This is a genomic window from Gracilibacillus thailandensis, from assembly GCF_010994055.1.
Lineage (GTDB): Bacteria > Bacillota > Bacilli > Bacillales > Amphibacillaceae > Gracilibacillus > Gracilibacillus lacisalsi.
Genome location: NZ_WJID01000032.1, coordinates 44,185 through 54,151 on the forward strand (window position 1 = coordinate 44,185; position 9,967 = coordinate 54,151).

Here is a 9,967-nt window from a genome sequence, read left to right on the forward strand (position 1 = left end):
GATGTATTTAATATTTCTTGCGAAGAACGGATCTTGGCTTACTTTGTAAACTCTTCAATGGCGTTCTCACAAATGTATCTCTCCATTCCTTCAGCACTGCGGGTGCGAACGGTGTAAGATAAGGAACACCAAACGATCTTAAGGAACAAAGATGGGCAACGATGAACATTGTCCCGAGCAGTAAACCATAGAATCCGAAGGTTCCTGCTAACAACATCAGGAAAAAGCGAACTAAAATGACAGCATTATTGATTGCAGTCACAACAAAACCGGTAATAGCTGTCAATGCTACTACAATAACCATTGGTGCTCCTACTAACCCAGCCTGTACTGCAGCTTCACCAATTACTAATGCTCCCACAATACTTACAGCTGAACCGATAGGTCGAGGCATTCGGACCCCAGCTTCACGAAGCAGCTCAAAAATAACAGTCATGATTAAGGCTTCTAATAAAATCGGAAAAGGTACTCTTTCCTCAGCAGCAGCCATCGTTGTTAATAATAAAGCTGGCACCATTTCATGATGAAATGTAGCCGCCGCTACAAATACTGCTGGAGTAGCAACAGTTAGAAATAAAGCGATCATTCGAATAAAACGAATTAATGATGTAAATTGAAACTTGGTATAATAGTCTTCTGGCACTTGCATTGATTCAATAAATAAGTAAGGTATGGTTAATACAAATGGGGTCCCATCACACAATATCGCCACTCGACCTTCCAGTAACTTTGCAGCAACTTTGTCAGGTTTTTCACTGTTACCTACCGTCTGAAAGATAGACTTAGGATGATCTTCAATATATTGCTCTAGATAACCAGATTCTAATACAACATCCGTCTCGATCGATTCAAGCCGTTTTCTTAGTTCATCTACTGTCTCTTGCTTAGCAATACCATCTATGTAGCCAATCCGAACTGGAGTTTTCGTATTTCCCCCAATGATGAACTCTTCAAAAATTAAATGAGGATTATTTATCTTCCGGCGGATTAAAGAAGTGTTAGTAGTAATGACTTCGTTAAAACCTTCTCTTGACCCTCGGACCGTTGATTCCGTGTTAGGTTCTTCTACCCCTCGCGACTCATAAGATTCTGTACTGATTAGTAATGCACTGTCAAACCCATCGATAAATATTGCAGTTTGTCCTCGAAGTATTTTTTCGATAACATGATCAAGATTAGAAGTCTTATCTACAGAAGATGCTTTGATAATATTAGAATCCATATAGGAAACTAATGAATGATCGTTTATTTCCTCCTCCAATAAATCAATTCCTAATAACGGCTCTAAGACATTATCATGAATAAACTCTTCTCTAACGATACCTTCTGTATAACAAATAAATGACTCAGTATTCTTCTTATCCTTTAACTGCAAATCTCTGAATTGGATATCAACACTATTTTTAAAGATACTCTTTAATGTTGAACGATTATCCTCGAGCACCGTTTTCACTGTTTGATTCTTTTGCTTAGGTTGTTGAGATTGATTATTCTTTCGGACTTTCCAATGTCTCCTCATTTTTTCTACCTCATCTCTTGTTGACATACATAGTTGTATTATTTGTAGAAAGATAGAATAGATACAAAAAACCGAGCAAAAATTTGCCCGGTTTAACACTCAGTCAATGCTCTCTTTAATAAAAGCCATCATATCTTGTGTAATATCAACACCTGTGCAATCATAAATGTTTTTAAAATGGGCGTTGGAATTGATTTCACACAAAATCGGTTCATCATTTTCTCCAAAAAGGAGATCAACACCTGCAAAATCTGCACCAACTAATTGACTACAACGAACCGCCAACTCCTGCTCTCTTTCTGATGGCTGGTAACGAAACATTTTACCACCTGCAGTCACATTTGCACGGAAATCTTGCTCTGATTTTCTTAACATAGCTGCCACTACTTGGTCTCCAACAACATTTAAGCGCACATCTCGACCATAGCTTGATGCAATGTATTCTTGATAAAGGTGTGGCTTATGCTGTAATTCTTTCACTTTTTGACGTAATTGCTGCTCATTTTCCATTAAATATACTTGTTCACCAAAGGATCCAAATGCTTCTTTAATAACCATAGGAAAGCCCAATGTTTCGATTACTTGATCAAGATGACTGTCGTCTTCTAACGAAACAAAAATCTTCGGGGCAATGATCGTCTTTGGCATTCGAATACCATGATTCGCTAACTGTTGATAGGTTAATGCTTTATCATCACATATTTCAATCGCTTTTGCAGAATTAAATAAACGCAATCCCTGTACTTCCAATTGCCTTGCCAAAAATAAATCCTTATCCCAGAAGAATACAAAGTCTGGATCAGTTTTTTTCGTTAATATTCTTGTTTCACCTTCTTCGATAGCAACGAGTAATTGATTATTAGCGAGCACATCTATTTCAAAGTCAAACGTCTCCGCTGTTTCTCGTAACCATTCGATTTGTTCGGCAAATTTCTTTGTGTATAGATTACCATTGTAAATAATCCAGCCTCTTTTCCCCATTGCAAATCCTCCTAAGAAAAGCGCAGAGCGCCCGTTTAGAAACGTAGCGACTGGAACGCATCAACTGAGATAAAGGAATCACGGTGAGTTTACGAACCGATGATGACTTATCGTAGGGCGATTCGTGAAGTCGCCTAGTTTCTGGGCGTTCGGAGCTAGACATCTGCGCAAATTTTATACTTTCTTGTCTCCTAGGAAAAACCGGCAAACCCCGCCGGTCCTTTATTACTTTAGTAGTAATGATGAAATATTTGAACAGCTTTACCACCGCTCCGGCTGCCCACTTCCCTTTCCGTGGGGTTTGTCCTTCAGCTAACTTTTTCGAGCCAAAACCGCTCGAAAAAGTGGATCTTCAGGCCAAACGATTCCCACAGGAGTGAAAGTGGGCGGCCTTCGCTTTATGCATGTGCTACAACCTTTGTCAGATCTGGCAACTTGGCTTATTACCCTAGTGAAGCGCAACAGATTTAGCATGGGGATATGCTAATAACGTGAGACTCCCTCAGCGCGCCCAGTGAGGTTTATATGATTAATGGAACAAGCCGGTTTCTCTCGATTTCTTCATTAATTGATGTGTATACTTATTCAGGCGTGCTTTGAACAGAGCTCCAACGATCAATGCTACAAGCCCGAATGCCGACAGAACGATGACATCGTGTTGGACTTTACTCCATACAATTCCTCCAACTGCCTCTCTCATCAAATTAATCGCATAGGTAAAAGGAAGATAAGGGTTAATTGCTTGGAAAAACTCTGGCAATAAGTCGACTGGATAGGTTCCACCAGCACCAGCAATTTGTAAAACAAGAAATACGATGGCTAATGCTTTACCAATGTCACCAAAAACCGATACTAAGGTATATACAATCAAAATAAATACAATGCTTGATAACAAGCCAAATAATATAAACCAAATTGGTTCCCTTATTTCTACACCAAGAAGATACATGTCACCTAATGTCACGATAATGGTTTGAAAGAACCCGATTGTGATAAAGGTGAATAATCTGCCAAAATAAATCTGTCTTCCTGTATAGGTCTCTACATGGTGAGGATCTGTTGCCAATAGTGAAATTAACAGCAATCCACCGACCCATATCGCTAAAACCGTGTAGAATGGCGTCATTCCCGTTCCATAATTATCAATGGAGAATAACTTATTTTGATTTAACATGACTGGTTCCTCAAAAAAGGTTCGTTCCGCATCAGGATCATTTTGTAATAAATCAATAATTTCTTCTAAATCCGTTTCCCCTTCGACACTTCGGATTTTATCTGCGAGTTCATTAATTTTGCTATGAATGTAAGGATATTCTGCTAATACATTTTGCAGCATCTCTTCTCCATCTGTTAAATTGGCTGCTGTTCTATTTAATATTTCTTGCGCTTCTGGTATCGTATCTTGAACTTCTGTTAAGATATTTCTAGCTGACTCTAACGTACTTTTAGCATGCTGAATTTCTTCTTTGATTCTCGGTTCAATCGTTTCTTGATACTCAGTAATAAAGGCATCCAATCGGTCATTTGTAAATTGTGCCGTTTCTTTTAAGTTCGCCATCATTTCTTCTAATGCTTCATTATGTTCTGCAATCATCTCATCAGCTTGGTTCAATTGTTCTTGTAATTCTTGTAATGTTGCTTTCATCGCAGTCACTTGATTTAGTGCATCTTCTATCTGCTCTTGATTATTTTGCTGATTGTCTTCTTCATTTGTATTTCCTTCAGCTCCCTGATTGTCTTCTCCATTTTGATCTGGATTATCCGCTGTTTCTTGATCCTGATTTGGCTCTTGATCTTGCACTTGACGTAAAATTTCCTCGATAGATTCAATCGAAGTAATGGTACTATCTATTTGATCATTCCAACTGTTTATTTGTTGATTGATATCTGGGAACTCCTGTGAAGAGAGATCGACAGATTCTAAAAATTCATTAGTATCCTGCACTGCTTGCTGAATCGTTTCTAAGTCTTCGTTTACACGTGGAGCTATTTCATCTAAGCGCCCTTCTGCTTCATCTATAAATGCTAAAGTCTCATTTACGGTTGAAAGTCCTTGATCGGTCGCCTCTTTCACTCTAGGAATAAGACTATTAGCATCATCAATCATACCCTCTGCATTTTCTGCATCTGCCAACGTTTCATCTAAGGTATTTTTAATTTCCGGCAGCTTTTCTTCAATTGTATAAATATAGTCTTCAAATTTGATAATGTCTGGCAGTGAATTTTCCAATTCAATACCGATCTGGTTAAACATATCAAAGATAACGCCATTAACCGTTGAAATAAAGCTTGAGCTTATCTCTTCAACAATGACGGTAGCTCCTTTATCGGTTATTTTCGGAGCAATTGCGTTTATTTTTTCATTAACGTAATACTCTACCTCTGCTTTTTCTGGCTGGCCACTGATCACTGTAGCCAACTTCTCCGAAAAATCTTCTGGAACCACAATGACAGCAAAGTAGTCTCCATATTCTAATTTGTCCATGGCCCCTTCTTCATCGACGAACTGCCAATCCATAGAGTCATTACTTTTTAGTGTTTCTACTAATTCATTGCCGACATCGATGTCCTCCTCACGAACGGAAGCACCGGTATCATTATTCACTACCCCGACTTTAATTTGATCGGTTTGACCATACGGATCCCATGCTGCTTCAATATTCATCCAAGCATATAACGAGGGAAGGATCATGAGGCCGCCTATTAAAATTGCAGCAACCCAATTAGTAATAATATTCTTCATATCGGTTTTATATAGATGTAAACTATTTTTCATATTTTCGCCTTCTTCTACTTAAAATCAACAAAACCAATTATACCCAACTACATCTTTCGAAACAAATGTTAATTATTTTTTAGACATTATTCAATCTGTTCAAAGGCTTTTTCGTATAATCTCGCTGTTTCGATAAACCGTTCGACTTCTGAGGATGTTCCCATTACAACTGAGATAAGTCTTACACCGTTCCTCTCAACAGTTCCGGTGAAACAATAGCCAGCAAGATCGGTATATCCAGTCTTCAAGCCGTCTACCCCATCAAAAGCTAAGTCTCCTTTCAGCATCCAATTCGTATTATCATATTCCTGGTTATTTAAAAGGTATGTAGGCTGATTACTAGTCTCCAACAATTCCGGATATGTCGTAATCAAATGCTCCGCAAGTTTCGCTAAATCCTGTGCCGACATCATATTTGTATCATCTACACTCCCGACAGAATAATAATCACCCAAATGCAAATTATCTAATCCAGTGCTGTTTACAAACTGTGTATCCTCCAGCTGTAACTCTTGGGCTCGCTGATTCATTTGCTGTACAAAAACTTCTTCACTTCCAGCTAATTCTTCCGCTAATGCGATGGTTGCACCATTTGCAGAGTGAATTGCCATCGCCTGAAACAATTCTGCCACCGTATAATCACGTTCTTTCGATAAATCTACTGAAGCATATCCTGGTTGGCGGGAGATAGTGTATGCATAATCACTTATTTCTATATCACGCTCCCATTTCAGTTCTCCATTCTCAATTGCTTCTAAAACAAGTAATTCCGTCATCATCTTTGACATGCTTGCTGTAGGTAATGGTATATCACTATTTTTTTTATAAATAACATGTCCTGTATCGGCATTTATTAAAAGAACAGAACTTGCCTCTAAATCGATATCGGTAATATTCCAAAACCTGTCTAATGGTCGATCGGGATATAGCAACTCTTTTTTTACTTTTTCTGTCTGAGGAGACTTGTTAAATGGTAATGCTGCTTGGTCTCCCGCTTGATAACAGCCACTTAACAACAATAACACCACGAGTAATAATCGTTTCATTTTTCATACCACCAAAACTTTTTCTTTCAGTATAGCATAAATTACATAAGCCTCTAGACTTAGAAAAGTTACGTCTCAAGAGCAATACACAATTGGATAATTAAGGTATAAAATGAAATCGCTAGGTAGATATAGTTTGTCCACAACTTAGATAATCATTCAAAAACAACTTTTATCAGGGGACTTAGCACTGTAAATAATATGATCCAGGAGGAGATACCATTGAAGTGGTTAAGATTTATTATTGAAAGGAAAATCCTTGTCAGTTTGCTTGTTGTGCTTATTTTAGTCTTAGGAATTCAGTCAATTTTAAAGTTAGACAGGGAACTGCTACCATCAGTCAATATGGATGGGGCATTTGTGGATATCATGGCAGGAGATATGTCTGCGCTTGATGTTGAGCAAACCATTACCAACCCCCTAGAGAATGAGATCAAAGGAATTGATGGAGTAGAAAATGTTGCTTCTACCTCTTATATAGGTAGAACTAATGTCAGTATTATGATTGAAACAGACCGAGGGGATGAGGTTTTTCAAGAGATAGAAAATACCATCCACACTGTAGCTTCTAGCAATGATAATATTCAAGATTATCAAGCAGGGCAATTTAGTACAGAGGGAGATTATGAATTTTACCTAGATTTATCTGGCGAAGATATGGTGGAGATGACAGATTTTGCTGAGAATATATTGGAACCTCGATTAGAAAACCTTCGGGAAGTTAGAGATGTTGCTTTAGAGGGAGGCTACAAGCAGGAAATCATTGTATCATTTGATCGAGATGAAATAATGGAGCAAGGACTTGACCTTCAGCAAATTATTACTACTATCCAAGAGGTAAACCGAGAAGCGGCTATTGGGCAATTCGAAGGAGAAGAAGATACTCCGTCCTTAAGATGGCACTCCGCTTTAGATTCAACTTCCAGCATTGAGGATATACCAATTCAAGGCCAAAATGAAACGATTGTATTAAAAGATATCGCAGAGGTTTCCCTTCAACCGCAAGAAAGTAATTCTATCGTTTGGAAGAATGGATCGAAGGATTTCATCATGATACAAATTGGTCGAGTTGCAGACGTAACTCAAATTGAAATGGCTCACGCTGTCCGTGATGAAATAAAAGAGATAAGAGAGGAAGGACTTATAAATGGATTTGAACTACACGAGGTTGTAGCCCAAGCTGATTATGTAGAAGATTCTCTTAACGGCGTAACGGCAAACATTCTTATTGGCGGGATTTTATCAATATTTATTCTATTTCTCTTCCTGCGTAATATAAGAGCTACTTTTATTATTGGTTTTGCAATTCCGACTTCTATTTTGCTTACCTTTATTGCTATGTGGCTGTTTGATTATAGTTTTAATATGTTGACGTTAATTGGCTTAGGATTAGGGATTGGGATGATGGTTGACTCCTCTATCGTTATTCTCGAATCAATCTATCGGAAGAAAGAACAGGGCTTGGAGAAATTGGAAGCAATATTAGAAGGAACAAAAGAAGTAGCAACTGCAGTCATCGCCTCTATGCTAACAACGATTGTCGTATTTGTACCAATTGGATTAATTAGTGGAGATATTGGAAGGTTTATGATTATTTTATCGATGATAGTAGCCATTACCTTAGTCAGCTCTGCCCTTATCTCCTTTACCGTTATTCCAACTTTTGCTCATCGTTTTTTAAAAATCCGTAAAAGCCGTGCAAAAACAAAAGATGGTTGGATTATCAATAGCTACACCAGATTCGCTCAATGGATTGTCAAGAAAAAACGTAATAGCTTCGCCATCATTAGCTTGTTTATCTTTATGTTTGCTGGTTCACTCTTTTTAGTCTCGAAAATACCAATGACAATTATGCCAGATGTGTATAACCGTTATGCAGAAATGATGATTGAATTAGAACCAGGTGTATCCATCTCTGAAAAGAATGAGGTTGTCCAAGAGATTAATCGAGAACTAGAAGCGATACAAGATGTAGAAGCGAACTATGCGATGGACGATGGTGGCTTACTGTTCAGTATTATTAATTTGACCAAAGGAGATGCCATTACTAAAGAGCAAAGCGAAGTTAACGAAGAAATCCTGAAATCGTTACGAGAATTGCAAGACACACAGCCGATTAAAAGTGTGCAAAGTGCATTCTCGGAAGGTGGTGGGCAACCAATCCAAGTGATGATAAAAGGGGATAAATTGGAGGAACTTGAATCCATCGCAACTGACTTCTCCAGTGAATTAGAAGAAATACCAGGGGTTGTCGGTGTTAGTCACTCTGGCGAACGTGGTTCCCTTGACGAAGTAATTGAATTGAAAGACGATGCTATCAGTGATAGTGGTCTTAGTTCCCTCTATGTTAAAAATTATATAGAGCAAGCATTTTTAGGTATGCCGATTGACGAAATCGTTGTGGAAGATAAAGAGATACCAGTTCAAGTAGAATGGGACGATGAAATAGATAAGAAAGATGCCTTATTGGCTATGGAAATACCAACAATCGAAGGCGATAAAGCATTGTCTGAATTTATTCGTTTGAATACAACAGAAATTCCAAATCAGATCACACACGATGATGGAACACGGTATGTATCGGTATCTGCTGAATTAGAAGGAAGAGATTTAGGTTCTGTTAATCGCGACATCCAACAGTTAATTGCTGATTTTGAAACACCGGACAGCTATCAAATCGAAACTGCAGGTGACTTGGAACAACAGCAAGAATTAATGATGGAGATTCTCATCATTATCGGGATTGCCATTTTCCTTGTTTATCTAGTAATGGCTGTGCAATTTGATCATTTATTCCATCCAATTATTGTGATGTCCATTATTCCGATGACGATTGTTGGTGTGATTTTAGGTTTATTCTTCACTCAACGGGAATTAAGTGCATTATCAGCTATGGGGATCATCATGCTCATTGGTATTGTTCTCAATAATGCGATCCTGTTTATCGATCGAACAAAACAACTAAGAAAAGAAGGATATATCGTTACAGATGCACTTGTGGAAGCAGGTAGAAATCGAATCCGACCTATTTTCATGACTAGTTTTACAACCGCTGCCGGCATGCTACCATTAGCAATTACAACTGGAACGTCAAGTAACTATCAAGCACCAATGGCGACGGTTATCATTTCGGGATTACTGTTCGCAACGTTTATTACACTATTATTGATTCCTGCGATTTATCGATTATTTAGCTCTAATAAGAAATTAAATAAAGAAGCTAAAGAAGAAGCTTCTATCTCTGCTTAGGTTAATTTGAAAAGGGACATAGATCTTCTTGCTAGTGCCGTTTCCCCTAGCATTCGCATTTTGTTATAGCTTCTGTTTTTTGGCAAGTGAGGTGAAAATTATGCAGATTCCAAGGGGAACTGCCACGCGTTCGAATATCTAGTAGTTAAAGTTTTCTTGTGTCTTCGAGAGTTCTTCTCGAAGACATTTTTTCTCATTTTGATGCTGTTTTGTCCTCGAGAGTCCTTCTCGAAGACACTTTTTCTCATTTCGATGCTGTTTTGTCCTTGAGAGCTCTTCTCGAAGACATTTTTTCTCATTTTGATGCTGTTTTGTCCTCGAGAGTCCTTCTCGAAGACATTTTCTACACTCGATACCTTCTTTCCACATTTAAAAAGACAAACAAACCTTGAATGG

The 9,967-nt window shown here is 38.1% G+C and carries 5 protein-coding genes; 1 reads left to right on the forward strand and 4 read right to left on the reverse strand.

The genetic code is table 11. The features are described 5' to 3' along the window. Positions 1–7: 7 nt before the first annotated feature. The 4 genes from GH715_RS11075 to GH715_RS11090 form a co-directional block, all read right to left on the reverse strand. Positions 8–1,519 carry a spore germination protein gene (locus GH715_RS11075; RefSeq protein WP_153835507.1) on the reverse strand — a complete coding sequence of 504 codons (1,512 nt, stop codon included), beginning with the start codon at positions 1,517–1,519 and terminating at the stop codon, positions 8–10. 99 nt (positions 1,520–1,618) lie between these two features. Continuing rightward, the gene (locus GH715_RS11080; protein ID WP_153835508.1) at positions 1,619–2,500 is read right to left on the reverse strand and encodes an ATP-grasp domain-containing protein; all 882 of its coding nucleotides are present in this window, start codon (positions 2,498–2,500) and stop codon (positions 1,619–1,621) included. Between the two features lie 529 nt (positions 2,501–3,029). Then, a complete protein-coding gene (locus GH715_RS11085; protein ID WP_153835509.1) occupies positions 3,030–5,276 on the reverse strand; it encodes a YhgE/Pip domain-containing protein in 2,247 nt (748 codons plus the stop codon). Positions 5,277–5,362: 86 nt separating this feature from the next. Then, positions 5,363–6,322: a D-alanyl-D-alanine carboxypeptidase family protein gene (locus GH715_RS11090; protein WP_153835510.1), complete on the reverse strand. Its 960-nt coding sequence runs from the start codon at positions 6,320–6,322 to the stop codon at positions 5,363–5,365. 222 nt (positions 6,323–6,544) lie between these two features. Between GH715_RS11090 and GH715_RS11095 the strand changes: the two genes are divergently transcribed. After that, positions 6,545–9,571 carry an efflux RND transporter permease subunit gene (locus GH715_RS11095; RefSeq protein ID WP_153835511.1) on the forward strand — a complete coding sequence of 1,009 codons (3,027 nt, stop codon included), beginning with the start codon at positions 6,545–6,547 and terminating at the stop codon, positions 9,569–9,571. Positions 9,572–9,967 lie beyond the last annotated feature (396 nt).